At 71.6% G+C, this 13,720-nt stretch carries 13 protein-coding genes; 3 read left to right on the plus strand and 10 right to left on the minus strand.

All coding sequences use genetic code 11. From position 1 onward, the window contains the following. Window positions 1-6 precede the first annotated feature (6 nt). Entirely contained in the window at window positions 7-1,110 is a 1,104-nt protein-coding gene (gene purM / locus ACFWE1_RS06940; RefSeq protein WP_376932735.1) for a phosphoribosylformylglycinamidine cyclo-ligase, read from the minus strand. Between the two features lie 40 nt (window positions 1,111-1,150). Here purM and ACFWE1_RS06945 point away from each other — a divergent pair, with 40 nt between their 5' ends. Beyond that, entirely contained in the window at window positions 1,151-1,756 is a 606-nt protein-coding gene (locus ACFWE1_RS06945) for a zinc-binding alcohol dehydrogenase (RefSeq protein WP_376932736.1), read from the plus strand. 46 nt (window positions 1,757-1,802) lie between these two features. On the opposite strand, the gene ACFWE1_RS06950 is transcribed toward ACFWE1_RS06945, so the two are convergent. Continuing rightward, a complete protein-coding gene (locus tag ACFWE1_RS06950) occupies window positions 1,803-2,405 on the minus strand; it encodes a hypothetical protein (protein ID WP_376932737.1) in 603 nt (200 codons plus the stop codon). Window positions 2,406-2,435: 30 nt separating this feature from the next. Further along, window positions 2,436-2,906, minus strand: a complete 471-nt coding sequence (locus tag ACFWE1_RS06955) for a hypothetical protein (RefSeq protein ID WP_376932738.1) — start codon at window positions 2,904-2,906, stop codon at window positions 2,436-2,438. A gap of 160 nt (window positions 2,907-3,066) precedes the next feature. Between ACFWE1_RS06955 and ACFWE1_RS06960 the strand changes: the two genes are divergently transcribed. Next, window positions 3,067-3,501, plus strand: a complete 435-nt coding sequence (locus tag ACFWE1_RS06960; protein ID WP_376932739.1) for a hotdog fold thioesterase — start codon at window positions 3,067-3,069, stop codon at window positions 3,499-3,501. Window positions 3,502-3,513: 12 nt separating this feature from the next. Here ACFWE1_RS06960 and ACFWE1_RS06965 read toward each other — a convergent pair whose 3' ends face one another. The 6 genes from ACFWE1_RS06965 to ACFWE1_RS06990 all read right to left on the minus strand — a co-directional run bounded on the left by ACFWE1_RS06965 (window position 3,514) and on the right by ACFWE1_RS06990 (window position 11,263). Next, on the minus strand, window positions 3,514-5,775 hold the full coding sequence (locus tag ACFWE1_RS06965; RefSeq protein WP_376932740.1) for a TIM-barrel domain-containing protein: 2,262 nt from the start codon (window positions 5,773-5,775) through the stop codon (window positions 3,514-3,516). After that, a complete protein-coding gene (locus tag ACFWE1_RS06970) occupies window positions 5,772-6,908 on the minus strand; it encodes a glycoside hydrolase family 15 protein (protein ID WP_376932741.1) in 1,137 nt (378 codons plus the stop codon). Before ACFWE1_RS06970 ends, ACFWE1_RS06965 begins: the two co-directional genes overlap by 4 nt. Before the next feature lie 37 nt (window positions 6,909-6,945). Continuing rightward, window positions 6,946-8,187, minus strand: coding sequence for an ABC transporter substrate-binding protein (locus tag ACFWE1_RS06975; protein WP_376932742.1), 1,242 nt, complete (start codon window positions 8,185-8,187; stop codon window positions 6,946-6,948). A 76-nt stretch (window positions 8,188-8,263) separates the two neighbouring features. Continuing rightward, entirely contained in the window at window positions 8,264-9,115 is an 852-nt protein-coding gene (locus ACFWE1_RS06980; RefSeq protein ID WP_376932743.1) for a carbohydrate ABC transporter permease, read from the minus strand. After that, the gene (locus tag ACFWE1_RS06985; protein ID WP_376932744.1) at window positions 9,108-10,064 is read right to left on the minus strand and encodes a carbohydrate ABC transporter permease; all 957 of its coding nucleotides are present in this window, start codon (window positions 10,062-10,064) and stop codon (window positions 9,108-9,110) included. The genes ACFWE1_RS06980 and ACFWE1_RS06985 overlap by 8 nt, the downstream gene beginning before the upstream one ends. Beyond that, on the minus strand, window positions 10,061-11,263 hold the full coding sequence (locus tag ACFWE1_RS06990; protein WP_376932745.1) for an ROK family protein: 1,203 nt from the start codon (window positions 11,261-11,263) through the stop codon (window positions 10,061-10,063). Before ACFWE1_RS06990 ends, ACFWE1_RS06985 begins: the two co-directional genes overlap by 4 nt. A gap of 183 nt (window positions 11,264-11,446) precedes the next feature. Here ACFWE1_RS06990 and purF point away from each other — a divergent pair, with 183 nt between their 5' ends. Further along, window positions 11,447-12,904, plus strand: coding sequence for an amidophosphoribosyltransferase (gene purF / locus ACFWE1_RS06995; protein ID WP_376932746.1), 1,458 nt, complete (start codon window positions 11,447-11,449; stop codon window positions 12,902-12,904). 216 nt (window positions 12,905-13,120) lie between these two features. On the opposite strand, the gene ACFWE1_RS07000 is transcribed toward purF, so the two are convergent. Next, entirely contained in the window at window positions 13,121-13,561 is a 441-nt protein-coding gene (locus ACFWE1_RS07000; RefSeq protein WP_376932747.1) for a hypothetical protein, read from the minus strand. Between the last annotated feature and the right edge of the window lie 159 nt (window positions 13,562-13,720).

Here is a 13,720-nt window from a genome sequence, read left to right on the forward strand (position 1 = left end):
TCGGTCTCAGCTCGCGTAGCCGCCCACGAGGCGCACCGCGCCGCCGTCGACGCCCTTGGCGCCCTGCTCCCAGCCGTCGCCCGGGGGGGTGCCGTGGGCGACGGTGCCGAGTCGCCAGGACGGCAGGCCCAGCCGGTCGAGCTCGGCGACGACCGCGTCGGCGGCCTGGTCGGCGACGACGGCGAAGAAGCCGACGCCGAGGTTCCAGGTGCCCTCGGTCGATTCGAGCGTGGTGCCGGCGAGCTCGTTCAGCACCCGGAACACGGGGGCCGGCGACCAGGTGGTGCGGTCGAGCTCGGCGTAGGAGCCCTTCGGCAGCACGCGGGCGAGGTTCGCGGCGAGGCCGCCGCCGGTGACGTGCGAGAGGGCGTGCACCGCGTCGCCGTGCTCGCCCTCGAGCAGCTCGACGAGCTGGCCGGAGTAGAGGCGGGTGGGTTCGAGCAGGGCCTCGCCCCAGCTCGTGCCGAGCTCGGCGGCGTGGTCGCCGTAGCCGATGCCGGCGTCGCGGAGGATGGCGCGCACGAGCGAGAAACCGTTGGAGTGCAGGCCGCTCGAGGAGATCGCGATGACGGCGTCGCCGTCGCGCACCTTCTCGGCGCCGAGGGCGCGGTCGGCCTCGACGATGCCGACCGCGGCGCCCGCGACGTCGTAGTCGTCGGCGCCCATGAGGCCCGGGTGCTCGGCCGTCTCGCCGCCGACGAGGGCGGTGCCGGTGTCGGCGCAGGCGCGCGCGATGCCGGTGACGATCGTCGCGATGCGCTCGGGCACGACCTTGCCGCACGCGATGTAGTCGGTCATGAAGAGCGGCTTCGCACCGACCACGACGATGTCGTCGACGACCATGCCCACCAGGTCTTGCCCGATCGTGTCGTGCTTGTCGAGCGCCTGGGCGATGGCGACCTTCGTGCCGACGCCGTCGGTCGAGGTCGCCAGCAGCGGCCGGGCGTAGTCCTTCGCGAAGGACAGGTCGAAGAGGCCGGCGAAGCCGCCCACCCCGCCGAGCACCTGCGGCCCGTGGGTGGCGGCGACCTGCGCCTTCATCAGTTCGACGGCGAGGTCGCCGGCGGCGGTGTCGACTCCAGCCGCGGCGTAGGACGAGTTCGCGCTCACCCTCCAAGGGTAGCGGCGGTTCGGCGACTAGAATTCAGTCATGCATGCGGGGGCGACGCCGTCGTGGGTGATCCGTGAGAATGCGGGTCGCGGAATCCTGCTCGCCCTCTATCTCCGCGAGGTGCTCGCGGTCGGGGCGCCGGCCGAGCTGCCGCGGCTGCGCGACGTCGGCGCGATCGGCGATCGCGCGCCAGGCGACGGCCGCCTCGAACGGCAGTGGCGCACGTGGTGGGACATGACCGTCGAACCGGAGGAGCATCCCTCCCCCGTGCCGCTCGAGCTCGTCGAGGCGTACGGTACGGCCATCGCCCTGCCCCGCAGCGGGGCCGAGGAACTCGCCCGCGCCGTCGTGCCGCACGCCGGCGCGGCGCTCGCCTGGGTCGAGTGGGCCGAGGACGGCTACCGCACCGCTTCGAAGTCGCGGCGCGGCGACTCCTACCGGGCGTACGCCGGCACCATCGCCGAGCACGAGCGCGAGGTCGGCCGGCGCGCGCACTCCTTCGAGCTGAACGTCGAGGTGCTGCCGCTCGCCGAGGTCGGGGTGTGGTGGATCGGCCGCAAGACCGTCGCCGTCACCGACTCGCTGCGCAGCGACGCCGCCGCCTTCGACGACGCCATCCACCCGATCATCGCCGAGCTGGCGTAGGGCGGGTCGGTCAGGCGCGGAGCGCGCCGGCGGCCCGCGCGTTCCTTCAGTCGTCCAGCGGAAGGGCGGCGATCCAGCCGATGTCTCCCATGTTCGGGTCTCGGCCGAGCGCCCGCCACACGGACATGGCGACCTCGAAGCCGTCGCCCGACCACGGATGAAACCGACCGGTGTCGCCGTCGAAATTGCCCATCACGGCACCCGTCAACAGCGCCTTCAGGATGACGGCACCCAGCTCGAGCACCCGCTCGTCGGAGACGCCCGGAAACGCTCGCCGGATCCTCCACGGCAACGCCCAGAGCTCGACGTAGTCGTCCGTGAGCTCCTCGCGGAAGTCCGAGACGATCTCCTCGACGATGAGTTCATCGAAGGTCCGCTCCTTGCGGAGATAGACCCACTCCTCGCCCTCGTTCAAGAGGAGCGCCATCGGGCGTGGAAGCCAGATCGCCGAGAACTCCACCGCGTGCTCCGGCGTGAAATCGGCGACGACGCGGGTCTCCGCGAGAGAGACATCCGCCCGGTCTTCCTCCCCCGGATCGTGATCGAAGAGGAACCGGCCCGCGATCACTCCGCTCTCCCAGCGAACCGCCACTGCGCGGAGCCCCGGCGTCACCAGCCCCGGGAGCGCACGCTGCATCGACAGCAGCACCGAGGCCCTGAGCGTCATCCCGGGCACCCCTCAGAAGCCATGCTCAACGCGCGTCCGCAGTCCCTGAGCACGAACCGATCGAGAGCTGTACGGGGGTCGCAGCACCTCGGCGGGGTCGAGGCCGAGTGCTCGGAGTTCTCGTTCGATGTCGGCGACGAAGGAGTGGATGCCGGCATCCACCTCCGCCCAGTCGAATGGGCCGATGGCGGAGCCCGGGCGGTAGCAGGAGGTGACCAGCCAACCGCTCGGGGACGAGGTGATCTCCACCGCGTCGACCTCTTCGAGCGACATCGAGTCGAACCGGAAGCGGGCGCCAGGCGCTGCGCGCCACGCGGAGAGCAGCCAGGCGAGCTCGACGGCCGGGAAGCTCGGCTCTTCGAACAGGATGGCGTCATCCGACGCGATCCGAAGGGTGCCGTCGACCGCGATGAGGAAATCGGCCTGCGTGGCACCGCGCAGCTCCGCGGCATCCAACCGGTCCACCGAGATGTGCAACCGCATCGTTCCCCCAGGGCAGTCGCGGGCGGGGTCAAGCGAGGAACACTCTCCGTTCCTCGCACGCTCGATTCAAGCACGAGCGGTTCGCCGGCGCGATCATCTCGACGTCGCAGGCCCGTCCCGCCAGATCCGTCCGCCCCTGGCCCGTGCCAGACTCGAACGCATGAGCATCTGGTTCGGCGAGCCCTCCCTCGAGTGGGCGAACTCCCGCAGCGACGGCACCGCGATCACGAGCCTCGGCATCGAGATGACCGAGCTCACCGACGACTCGCTGAAGGGGCGGATGCCGGTCGACGGCCGCACCCGCCAGCCCGGCGGGGTGCTGCACGGCGGGGCATCCGTCGCCCTCGCCGAGACGCTCGCGAGCTGGGGCGCGAGCATGACCGTCGACCCCGAGCAGTACTACTGCGTCGGCATGGAGATCAACGCGAACCACGTGCGCCCCGTCGCCGAGGGCTGGGTCTACGGCGAGGCGCGGCCGCTCACCCGCGGCCGCACCACCCAGGTCTGGGACATCCGCATCACCGACGAGCAGGGCCGGCCGGTCTGCATCTCGCGGTGCACCATGGCGGTGCTGCCGGTCCCGTCGAAGTACTGAGCCGAGCCGGTCTCAGCCGGCGAAGACCTCCCGCAGCGCGGGCCAGGCGGCGGCGCGCACGTACACCGGCACCCGGTCGATCGGCACCTCGACCTCGAACACCCGGTCGCCGGCGACCGGGTCGCCGCTCCAGGCATCCACCCACTCGCCCGGCGGCAACGCCACCTCGTGGCGCGACTCGCCCTCCGTCACGACCGGGGAGACGAACAACTCGCGGCCGAGGAACCACTGCAGCGGATGCGTCCACGCGGTCTCGAGCCCGGGGTGGTCGAAGTACACCGGCCGCATGAGCGGCACCGAGCTGCGGATCGACTCGCGCGCCTCGGCGGCGAGGTACGGCACCAGCCGTTCACGCAGCTGCGCGAGCTCGCGGAACACCGGCAGCACTCGCTCGTCGCCCGACTGCTCGGCGATGTTCCACGGCGTGCGATCGCGCGACGGCGCCCGATGATGGTTGAACTCCGAGTGGTACTGCATGATCGGCACGAACACCGAGGCGGCCGTCGCGCGCAGGTACAGCTCCGCGCCCGGCACCGGGCCCGAGAAGCCCGCGAGGTCCCAGCCCCAGTAGAGGATGCCGCTCGCCGCCGAGGACAGTCCCGCGAACATCGACCAGCGGAACGCCTCCCACGTCGAGTTCTCGTCGCCCGCCCAGAATGCGCCGTGGGCCTGCGAGCCCGTGAAGCCGGCCCGGCTGAAGGTCACCGGCGCCTTGCCGGCCGAGCGCAGCAGCTCCCCGTACGCCGCCGCGTAGGCGACGGGGAAGCGGTTGTTCGCCTCGTCGCCGCGGCTGCCGTCGAGGGAGACGAGCTCACGACCCCAGGCGTGCTCGCCGCCGTCGGTCTTGAAGCCGTCGATGCCGAGCTCCTCGACGAGGTAGCGGCGCTTCTCGGTCCACCAGCGGGCGGCGCGCGGATCGGCGAGATCGGGCATCAGCGAGAGCGGGAACCACCAGCCGCGGTTTCGGTACGGGCGCAAGCCGCCGCGGCCGTCGGGCTCGCGCAGCAGCACGCCCTCGCGGATCGCCGCCTCGGCGTCGGCCTTGGCCTGCCCCTCGGGGTGCGGCCGCAGCTTCATCAGCGGGATCTGCCAGAGGTGCACGCGGATGCCCCGGGCATGCAGCTCGTCGACCATGCCCTTCGGGTCGGGCCAGGCGCCCTCGGCGGGGAACTCGAAATCCGCGAGCCGGTGCGGCGAGCCGTCGGCGTGCACCTCGTAGCGCGCATCGCGGAACGCCGTGAAGGTGCGCTCGTCGCTCCACGCCTCGATGACGACGGAACCGACGGGCACGTCGTGCTCACGGTGCAGATCGAGCTGGCGCATCACCTCGGCCTGCGTGTTCCACTCATTGCCGCTCGCCCAGAGCCGGAACACCCAATCGGGCAGCTCCTCCGGGCGGCCGACCTCGTCGAGGAACGCGCCCAGCACCTCGGCGGGCGCGCCGTCGTACACGGCGAGCTCGACGACCGGCTCCTGCGCACTCCCGGCCGGGGCGTCCGCCGCGTCCACCTCGACCTCGACGACGAGGCGATCGGCCCGGGACTCGCCGAGGTCGTACCAGCTGCGCCGCGAGGTGCGCACGTGGAAGCCCCAGCCGGCGCCGCCCACGACGTGCGCGAACGGCATCGGCAGATACGTCTTCCGCTCGGCGCCCTGGCTCTTGTACTGCTCGAAGACGACCGCGTCGAGGCTGCGCCCGCGGTGGTCGAGCGCGTCGAAGCGCTCGCCGAAGCCGGTGACGTGCTCGCCCGCTTCCAGCGGCAGCTCGAAGCGGGCGCGATGCACCCGCTCGCCGTCGGCGAGGAGGCGCACGCTGCCGGGGACGAGCCGGTCGCGGCCGAGCACCCGGACGAGCTCGTCTGGGGCCGCCCGCCAGCTCGCCGGGGCGGCCGCGAACCAGCGGGTTCGCTGCGCCCGCCCCGCGGCATCCCGCCCCGTGAAGCGGTAGCGCAGGCGCGAACCGGCCGGCGGCGCCGCGATCGTCGTCGCCCAGCCCCCGGCCGCGCGAGCGAGCCGGGCCTGGGCGGAGGCGAGGTGGCCGCCGTCGACGAGCTGGCCTCGCGAGCTTCGCGGCACCCGGCCGAGGGCGATCGTCTCGGCGGACTCGACACCGCCGGCGTCGGTCACGACGAGCTCGAGCTCGACCGACTCGATCTCGGCGCTCGTGCGCACGCCCAGGGCGAGCGGCTCACCGGCGAGCGGCAGCGCCGGGCGGCGCTGCTCGGTGTCCTCGGAGTACGGATGTCCCGAGCCGAACGGGCGGTGCCGGATCACGCGCGCACCCCCTCGTCGTCGCCGAGTTCGACCGCGAGCCGCAGCAGCATCGCGTGGCTCCACAGCAGCGGCTGCGCCACCGGCCCCCAGCGTTCGACCCACTCGGCCACCCGCTCGGGGGCGAGCAAGTGCTGCCCCACCTGCTCGGGCATCGCACCGTCGGCGTCCGCCGTCGAAGCGGCCCAGGCGAGCAGCTCGCGGGCCCGCGCGAGATCGCCCGCACGGGCATGCGCGATCCCGAGGAAGCACGACAGCAGCGGCCACTGCCCCCCGCCGTAGAAGGTGTCGTCGAGATAGCGGTGCACGCCGTCGCCGACCGTGAGCTCCCGCTCGAGGCGGTCGATCGTGGCCCGGCCGAGCGGGGAGCCCGCCGGCACCACGCCGAGCAGGCCCACGACCGCGCCGAGGCTCGCGTCGACGGCGTCGGAGCCGAGCCACTTCGCGAGGTGGCCGCCGACGACCCCCTCGCCCTCGGCGCCGAGCCGGGCGAGCGCCGACGCCTCGACGGCGGCCGCCGCGTCGACGCGCGCCGGCTCGAGCACGCCGAGCGCGACCGCCTCGCGCAGCCCTGCCGCGATGCAGCCGAGCGTCGAGACGTGCACGTGCTGCGCGTGCTCCTCCCACCAGTCGAAGCAGGGCCGATCCCACGAGGCGACGAGGTAGTCGACCGAGAGCTCGACCGCGCGGCGCCAGCGCGAGGCATCCGCACCGTGCCGACGCACGTGCTCGCCGAGCGCCCAGAGCCACGTGCCGTAGCCGTCGAGCTGGAAGTCCCACCACTCGTCGTCGCCCTCGCGGCCGTCGAAGGTGAAGCGGGTGGCGAGCATCTCGGCGTCGGGCACGGGAGCCCCCGCCTCGGCCGCGGCGACGATCTCGGCGATCCGGCCCGCCCGAGCCTCCAGCACCCCGCCGCACCAGTCGAAGAAGCGCTCGGCCGACTCCGCGCGACCGGCCGCCGACATCGCGTCGGCGATGAAGGCACCGTCACGGAACCAGCTGTAGCCGGCGTACGCGGAGAAGGTCGGGCTCGCCGGGTACGCGCCGCCGGGGTGCTGCAGGGCGGCGATGAGGTCGGCGCTCCGCTCGGCGAGCTCTGGGATCGACGGCCGGCGGTCGGTCACGGGAAGGGTCATGCGTCGTGCTGCTTTCGTGTCGGGGGTGGGTGGAGCGTCAGCCGATCGCGGCGTCGATGCGCTCGCTCGCGGAGGCCAGCGCCTCCTCGACGGTCTTGCGACCGGCCTGGGCCTCGATGAGCTCCTCGGTCATGATGTCCTGCATCTCCTGCTGGCCCTTCGCGACGACGGGCGGCAGCGCGACCTGGTCGAGCGAGTCGAAGACCGCCTGGCGGTTGGCGGGGTCGCCGAGGGTGAGGTAGCTCTCGAGCGCGGCCTCGTCGGAGATCACGGGCAGCTCCCAGCCCGCGTCGAGGCGGGTCTCGACCATCACGTCGCTCGAGGTGAGGAAGCGGGCGAACTCGGCCGCGGCATCCTGGTGCTTCGATCCCGAGGAGACCCCGACCGCGTTCGAGAAGAGCGCGCTCGCCTGCTGGGTGTTGCCCGGCTCGACCGCGATGTCCCAGCCGAACGGCACGTCGGCGAAGGCGCCGAACATCCAGATGCCGGTGTGCAGCATCGCGAGCTTGCCGTCGGAGAACAGCTTCGTGTCGAAGTCGGGCGTGCCCTGCCCCTGCTCGACGGTCGGCATGACGGTGCCGCTCTTGCCGACGAGCCACTCGGCCGCCTCGATGCCCTCCGGGGAGTTGAACGCGGTCTTCGTGCCCGACTCGTCGAGGAACTCGCCGCCGTTCTGCGCGAGCACCTTGTAGAACTCGTAGAAGCTGACCGGCTGGTGGTCGCCCCAGACGCCCGCGCCCTGGTCGGTGAGCTGCTCGGCGGCGGCCTGCTCGTCTGCCCAGGTCCAGTCGCTCGTGGGGTACTCGAGCCCCGCCGCGTCGAAGAGGTCCGAGTTGTAGAAGAGCACCACGGTCGAGAAGGAGCTCGGCAGCGCGTACTGCTTCCCGTCCGTCGCGTACGCTTCGAGCACGCTCTCGCGGTAGACGCTCGGGTCCTCGACCGGGATCTCGGCGAGCACGCCGTTCGCCTGGTACTGCGCGTAGTTCGCGTACTCGAGGTCGAACACGTCGGAGACGGTGCCCGCGGCGAGGTCGGTCTGCAACGCGGTGCCGTAGTCGGCGTACGGCAGCGTGGTCACCTCGACGGAGATGTCGGGGTGCTCGTCCTCGAAGGCGGCGACGATCTTCTGCAGGTTCTCCTCGTTGCCGTCGTTCGAGATGAAGTTGGTGTACGTGATCGTGACGGGGCCGTCGGCCCGACCGCCGTCGGCGGTGCAGCCGGTCATCACGAGGGCGGCCGCGGCGGCGATGCCGGCGGCGGCGAGTGCGGTGGTCCTCATTCGGGAATCTCCTTCGATCGTGTGAGGGATGGTGCGGGGGAATCGCTGGGTGGTGCAGGCGCGCGCCGCGGCCGGGCTACTTCAGCCCAGTGTTGGCGACGCCTTGGATGACGTACTTCTGTGCGAACAGGTAGATGGCGAGCATCGGCAGGATGCTGACGATCGAGCCGGCCATGACGACGTCCCACTGCGTGGTGAACTGCCCCTGCAGGCCGGCGAGCGCCACCGGCAGGGTCTGCACCTCCGGCGAGCGCAGCACGACGAGCGGCCAGAGGAAGCTGTTCCAGCTGCCCATGAAGGCGAACACCGCGAGGGTGGCGAGCGCGGGCCGGATGTTCGGCAGCATCACGGTCCAGAAGATGCGGAAGTGGCCGGCGCCGTCGAGGGCGGCGGCTTCGTCGAGTTCGGTCGGCACCTGGTTCATCGCCTGCCTGAGCAGGAAGATGCCGAAGGCGCTCGCGAAGGTCGGCAGCAGTGCGCCGAGGTAGGTGTCGACGAGGCCGAAGGCCTTGAGCTCGGCGAAGAGCGGCACGACGAGCACCTGCAGCGGCACCATCATCGTCGCGAGGTAGATCCCGAAGACCACCGTGCGCCCGCGGAACGGCAGCCGACTGAAGGCGTACGCCGCGGTGGCGCTCGTGAAGAGCTGCACGAGCGTCGTGACGACCGCGAGCAGGAGGCTGTTGCCGATGACCCGGGCGAAGGGCAGTCGGGTGAAGAGCGTCGCGTAGGCCTCCAGGCTCGGGTCGGCCGGCCACAGGGTCGGCGCGGAGTCGAGCCGGCTGTCGGCGTTCAGCGAGGTGACGAGCGTCCAGTAGAACGGGAAGAACATCGCCACGGCCCCGAGCGCGATGACGAGGTGGAGCAGGATGCTGCGCCACGGCACGGGGCGCGGTCGGGCGGCCGGGATCGCGAGGGTCTCAGCCATAGTTCACCCACTTGCGCTGGCCGCGGATCTGCACGACGGTGACCGCGAGGATGACGACGAAGAGCATCCAGGACAGGGCGGATGCCTCGCCGGCTCGCCCGTAGCGGAAGGTCAGGTCGTAGATCTGCTGCACGACGACCTGGGTCGCGCAGCCGGGGCCGCCGCCCGTCATCGCGTACACCTGGTCGAACACCTGGAAGCCGTTGATGAGCGAGATGACGATCACGAAGAACGTGGCGGGCGAGAGCAGCGGCAGGATGATCGAGACGAGCCGCCGCCACCAGCCGGCGCCGTCGACGCGCGCGGCTTCGAGCAGCGCCGGGTCGATGGCCTGCAGGCCGGCGAGGAGGATCACCATGACGAAGCCGAGGTCCTTCCATGCCGAGGCGAGGATGATCGAGGGCATGGCCCAGGCGGGGTCGGTCCACCAGCCCGGGCCTTCGATGCCGAACCAGGCGAGCACGGTGTTGACGACCCCGTTGGCCGGGTTCAGCAGCCAGCGCCAGACGAGGGCGACGACGATCCAACTGGTCACGACGGGCAGGAAGTAGACGCCGCGAAGCAGCGTCCGGCCGCGGAGGGCGGTGTTCAGGCCGAGCGCGATGGCGAGCCCGCCGAGGTACACGAGGGGCAGGTAGCCCGCGATGTAGGCGAGGGTGTGCAGGAAGACGTCGCCCGTCTTCGGGTCGGTGAGGAGCTTCGCGTAGTTGTCGAAGCCGACCCAGCTCGCGGGCGCGAGCAGGTTCCAGTCGGTGAGGCTGATCCACGCGGCGGCGACCATCGGCCCGAGCACGAACATCGCGAGCGGCACGGCGCTCGGCAGCAGGAAGGCGAGCACGGTGAGCGCGTAGCGGCGGCGGGCGGCGGGGGTGCGACCTCGGCCGCCCGACGGCGCCCGCCGCACGGCCGGTGGGGCGGCGCGCCCCGGACGGCTCAACGTGGCGGTCATGACCGGCCGGCCTGCTCGACGAGCCGGGCGCGGATGAGTCGGGCCTGGTCGCCGGCCGCGTCCGCGTCGAAGGGCGTGGCGAGCACGAGGGCGGCGGCGCCCTGCGCCCAGCTCTCGTCCTGCCACGTCTCCACCTCGACCGGGATACCCCGGAGGTGGCGCAGGAGGTGGGAGCGGAATGCCGGCTCGAATCCGTACGACCAGTGCCGCCAGGCGTCCGTGCCCTCGCCGAGCACGACGATGAAGGCGGGGGCGATGGTGTGCACGACCCCCGCGAGCGTGCGGCCGAGCACCGCGCCGGCGTCGCCGAAGACGCGGCTCGCGCGCTCGTCGCCCGAGTCGGCCGCCGCCCGCAGCGCGTCGATGCCGGCGGCCTCCGAGATGAGGCCCTCGGCGCGGGCCCGGGCGACGAGGGCCGCCTCGCCGATGAGTGCCTCGAGGCATCCGTCGTTGCCGCAGTGACAGCGCGGCCCCTCGGCGACGGGGATGTGCCCGATCTCGCCTGCACCGCCGTTCGCGGCCCGGAGCACTGCCCCGTCGACGACGATCCCGGCGCCGATGCCCGTGCCGATCGTGACGACGAGGAAGTGGTCGTGGCTGCGGCCGAGCCCGAACAGCCGTTCGGCGACGGCGAGCGCGTTCACGTTGTTCTCGACGATGACGGGCAGGCCGAGCGCCCGGCGGAGGGCGTCGCCGAGCTCGACCTTGCTCCAGTCGAGGGCGGGCGCGTCGACCACGCCGCTGCCGGGCTGGTCGACGCTGCCGGGGACGCCGACGCCGACGCCGAGGAGCGGCGCGCCGCCGCCGCCGTCGAGGAAGTGCCGGATGCGGTCGACGAGCTCGGTGAGGTAGGTGCTCGACATGGCGTCGAAGGGTTCGCTCGCCGAGCGCAGCACGCGGCCGTCGATGCCGACCTCGACGAAGGCGACGTGGTCGGCGACGACCTTGACCCCGATCGCCCGCCCGGCGGACGCCACGAGTCCGAGCATTCGCGCGGGCCGGCCACCGCTCGAGGGCGCCTGCTCGAGCTCGGCGATCAGGCCGTCGGCGAGCAGGTCCTTGGTGAGCTGGGTGACGAGCGCGGGCGAGACGGAGAGCGAGCGGGCGAGGTCGGCGCGGGAGGCCGGACCGTTGGCGCCGAGCTGCGCGAGGATCGCCGAGCGCGTGACGTCGGTGCGGGGGCTGGTGCGGTGCGCCATCTGAGCCTCTCTGCTGTGTGGCGGGCAGTGGTGTTAATTTAGAACTAAATAAAGCCGGATAGCAAGTCCCATCTGCTGCGCATCCGAGCACCCAGCAGCGCGGGCCGCGCTCGCCCGCGCGTGTGGGAGAATCGACGAGTCCACCTCGGACGCCCCTTCCACCCCCAAGGAGCCATCGCTCGCATGTGCGGCATCGTCGGCATCGTCTCCACCGAGCCGGTCAACCAGCAGATCTACGACAGCCTGCTGCTCCTGCAGCACCGTGGCCAGGACTCGACGGGCATCGCCACCGCCGACGGTCCCGTGTTCCACATGATCCGTTCGCGCGGACAGGTGCGCGAGGGCTTCCGCACCCGCGACATGCGCTCGCTCATCGGCAACATGGGCCTCGGGCACGTGCGGTACACGACGAAGGGCGCCGCCGAGCGCGAGGAGGAGGCGCAGCCGTTCTACGTGAACGCCCCCTACGGCATCGTGCTCGTGCACAACGGCAACCTCACGAACACCCGCGAGCTCTCGCGCGAGCTGTTCTCGATCGACCGCCGGCACGTCAACTCGACGAGCGACACTGAGATGCTCCTGAACGTGCTCGCCACCGAGCTGCAGAGCCAGATCACCGGACTTGAACTCGACCCCGACCAGGTCTTCGCCGCCGTCGAGGCGGTGCACCAGCGCGTCGAGGGCTCGTACGCCGTGATCTCGATGATCGCCGGCTACGGGCTGCTCGCGTTCCGCGACCCCTTCGGCATCCGCCCGCTGATCCTCGGCCGCCGCCTCACCGACGCCGGCAAGGAGGAGTGGATCGTCGCGAGCGAGTCCCTCGTGCTCGAGAACGGCGACTACGAGATCGTGCGCGACGTCGAGCCCGGCGAGGCGATCTTCATCGCCCTCGACGGCACCATGGTCTCGCGGCAGTGCGCGACGAACCCGCGCCTCGTGCCGTGCTCCTTCGAGTACGTCTACCTCGCCCGCCCCGACTCGGTGATGAACGGCATCTCCGTCTACGAGGCGCGGCTGCGCATGGGCAACCGGCTCGCCGACACCGTCGCGACGCACATGCCGCTCGGCGACATCGACGTCGTCATGCCGATCCCCGACTCCTCACGCCCCGCGGCGATGCAGGTCGCGCAGAAGCTCGGCATCGAGTACCGCGAGGGCTTCTACAAGAACCGCTACGTCGGCCGCACCTTCATCATGCCGGGGCAGGCCGAGCGCAAGCGCTCCGTGCGGCAGAAGCTGAACGCGATGGGCACGGAGTTCAAGGGCAAGAACATCCTCATCGTCGACGACTCGATCGTGCGCGGCACCACCTCGCAGCAGATCGTGCAGATGGCCCGCGACGCCGGTGCCAACAAGGTGACGTTCACCTCGGCGGCCCCGCCCGTGCGGTACCCGCACGTCTACGGCATCAACATGCCGAGCCGGCAGGAGCTCATCGCGCACGGCCGCAAGATCCCCGAGATCGCCGCCGAGCTGGGCGCCGACCACATGATCTTCCAGGAGGTCGCCGACCTGCAGGCCGCGATCACCGAGGGCACCTCGATCACCGAGCTCGACCTGTCCTGCTTCACGGGCGAGTACGTCACGGGCACGGTCACGCCCGAGTACCTCGACTGGGTCGAGCGCACGCAGCTCAGCTGAGCGGGCCCGCTCCCGTCCTTCTCTTCTTCTCTCGCTTCTCTCGCTTCTTCGCTTCTTCGCTTCTCGACTTGCCCAACTTTCATGAAAGTTGGGCAAGTCGGAATCAGCACCTCACTTGCCCGACTTTCATGAAAGTTGGGCAAGTCGGAATCAGCACCTCATTTGCCCGACTTTCATGAAAGTCGGGCAAGTCGTGGAGGGCGCGCGGGAGCTCGGTCAGTCGTCGACGCGGTGCGTCTCGTCGCGCTCGGCGACGACGCGCTTCGTGCGGCGCGCGAGCGCGCGGTCGACGATGAGCGCCGTGAGCGCGCCGAGCGCCGCACCGATCGCGACCCCGCCGAGCAGCAGGAAGCCGAACACCTGGCCCGGGTCGTACGTGAAGTCCTGCGCGACGCGGTCGGGGTCGGGCGTGAAGGCGAGCGAGAGCACGAGGGCGACGAGCGCGCCCACCACGGCACCGACGAGCAGGAACGCGCCGTAGCGCGGCGCCCGGCGCACGACGACCTCGTCGCGGCTGGTCTCGGTCTCGACGACGGGCTCGGCGGGAGCGACGGGCTCGGCGGGAGCGACCGGCTCGACGGGCGCGGATGCCTCGTCGGCGGCGTTCGGCTGCACGCCCCGGTCGGCGGCGGGCTCGGGCTGGTCGTCGGTGCTCACCCCTCCATTGTCCCGCATCCGTCCCCCGCCCGGCACCGGAGCGGAAACGGCGCCGGGGGGGGGGAACCCCCAACCCCCCCCAGGGACCAAAGCCCGGCGAGGAAGGGGAACGCGACCACCCTCAAACCCACAAGAAACCAAAGAAAAGAAAAAAAAAAA

The sequence above is a fragment of the Agromyces sp. NPDC060279 genome (assembly GCF_042726785.1).
Taxonomy (GTDB): domain Bacteria; phylum Actinomycetota; class Actinomycetes; order Actinomycetales; family Microbacteriaceae; genus Agromyces.

What these genes read in the sequence shown, in the direction of transcription:
- ACFWE1_RS06945 (WP_376932736.1), top strand. Translation starts at nt 1,151, where the DNA reads ATGCATGCGGGGGCGACGCCGTCGTGGGTGATCCGTGAGAATGCGGGT.
- ACFWE1_RS06955 (WP_376932738.1), bottom strand. Translation starts at nt 2,906, where the DNA reads ATGCGGTTGCACATCTCGGTGGACCGGTTGGATGCCGCGGAGCTGCGC.
- ACFWE1_RS06960 (WP_376932739.1), top strand. Translation starts at nt 3,067, where the DNA reads ATGAGCATCTGGTTCGGCGAGCCCTCCCTCGAGTGGGCGAACTCCCGC.
- ACFWE1_RS06970 (WP_376932741.1), bottom strand. Translation starts at nt 6,908, where the DNA reads ATGACCCTTCCCGTGACCGACCGCCGGCCGTCGATCCCAGAGCTCGCC.
- ACFWE1_RS06975 (WP_376932742.1), bottom strand. Translation starts at nt 8,187, where the DNA reads ATGAGGACCACCGCACTCGCCGCCGCCGGCATCGCCGCCGCGGCCGCC.
- ACFWE1_RS06980 (WP_376932743.1), bottom strand. Translation starts at nt 9,115, where the DNA reads ATGGCTGAGACCCTCGCGATCCCGGCCGCCCGACCGCGCCCCGTGCCG.
- ACFWE1_RS06985 (WP_376932744.1), bottom strand. Translation starts at nt 10,064, where the DNA reads ATGACCGCCACGTTGAGCCGTCCGGGGCGCGCCGCCCCACCGGCCGTG.
- ACFWE1_RS06990 (WP_376932745.1), bottom strand. Translation starts at nt 11,263, where the DNA reads ATGGCGCACCGCACCAGCCCCCGCACCGACGTCACGCGCTCGGCGATC.
- purF (WP_376932746.1), top strand. Translation starts at nt 11,447, where the DNA reads ATGTGCGGCATCGTCGGCATCGTCTCCACCGAGCCGGTCAACCAGCAG.